This is a genomic window from Salinivibrio costicola subsp. alcaliphilus (assembly GCF_001996185.1).
Lineage (GTDB): Bacteria > Pseudomonadota > Gammaproteobacteria > Enterobacterales > Vibrionaceae > Salinivibrio > Salinivibrio costicola.
Genome location: NZ_MUFR01000094.1, coordinates 1 through 1,477, shown reverse-complemented (window position 1 = coordinate 1,477; position 1,477 = coordinate 1). Strand labels below are relative to the sequence as shown.

At 58.0% G+C, this 1,477-nt stretch carries 1 protein-coding gene; it reads right to left on the bottom strand.

Annotated elements, in window-relative coordinates; genetic code table 11:
• On the bottom strand, positions 1-1,476 hold a 1,476-nt coding region (tssI, locus tag BZJ21_RS15265), incomplete at its 3' end, for a type VI secretion system tip protein TssI/VgrG (RefSeq protein ID WP_077670253.1).
• Position 1,477 lies beyond the last annotated feature (1 nt).

The following is a 1,477-nucleotide window of genomic DNA, read 5'->3' as shown; positions in this document are numbered from 1 at the left end:
GAGCTCGTTGTAGCCCTCGCCTTGGTGGCTCTCGCTGCGCCAAACCGTCTTGGTTTTGTGTGCCGGTAAGGTATAAGGCGGCACATTGGTGGCATGATACGTGCGGCCGGTGATAATCGGTTGGTCCGGGTCACCGTGTAAGAAGGACACAATCACTTCATGGCCAATGCGGGGTATGGCCATCATGCCGTATTGGCTGCCTGCCCAGCCTTGCGCCACCCGTATCCAGCAACTGCTTTTGTCATCGCCGTTGGAATAACGGTCCCACGGGAAGTGGACTTTCACTCGCCCGTGTTCATCACAGAAGATTTCTTCGCCGTCCGGTCCCACCACGGTGCCTATCATGGGGCCATCCACTTGAGGTTTGGGTGTGGGGGTTGCACGCCACGGGGTGGTGGCAGGAATAAGCATAAACTGGTTGTTGTAGGTGGTGGCGCCTTGGCCGCCCTCTTCTTCCAGTGCTTGTGGTTGGCTGCCTTGGTGGTGCACCCGCACCACTTGCCACGCTTGGTTGACGCCCTCATCCAGATGGTCACTGATGGTAAAGCGATAGCCCGCCCGTAATGCCGGCTCATTGCTTTGCCCGTTGGCATGCTCGGCCTCACGGCGTAAGTACTCTAAGCGGGTTTGGTTAAATGCCTGGCCGGTGGCGTCGTCTTTAAAGCGGCCCGGGAAGTCAAAGTGCTCGTAGCTGTCGGTACGCTGGTAATCAATGCCATCGGCTTGCGCCGCTTGTTGGAAGCTGTAGCGCGGTTTTTTGAAGCTGTAGTCTTTTAACGCCGTGTGGCTAGGCTGCGCCGCGGTGTGACGTGTCAGGCCATCGATATACGGCGTGTCGGTGCGACCGCCGCTGACAGCATTATAGGGCACAGGACTGTCAAGCTGGGGCAAGCTATCTGGCGCATCGGTCACTATCAGGGTATGGGTGGTGGCATCGTGCTCATGGTGATACACCAAGCCTTCTTCTGCCGCTAAGCGGTGGAAGAACGCCAAGTCACTTTCACGGTGCTGGACACAGTATTCGCGCTCGGTATAGTCACGGGTTAGCGAGAAGCTCACCTCCGTCACCCCCATTTCCGTGAGCAGGGTTTCTAGAATAGTCGGCACGGTTTGGTGCTGGAAGGTACGACTGTTTTGGCGAAGCGACAGACGATACAGGGCGGGCACCAAGGTTAAGCGGTAGCGGGTAAAGTGATGACCAATGTCACCTTGGCTAAAGGCACTGGCGATGCCCTGTACCCGTTTGACCAACTCACCGTTGCGCCACAGCGTCAGCTGCACGGGCTTGTCGACCACTTGCTCTGGCGTGATGTCGGTATGGCGGCTCGCCAAGGCCACCTCATACTGGAACCCATACACCGGGTTACCATTCAGGCCGGCTTGGTGAGAGAGGCACTCGTCCCCTTGGTAGTCCACCACCACGAACGGTTGCGGGTCGAGCCCCGCCACGGTTAACGCTATTTGCAATGTCGCCATC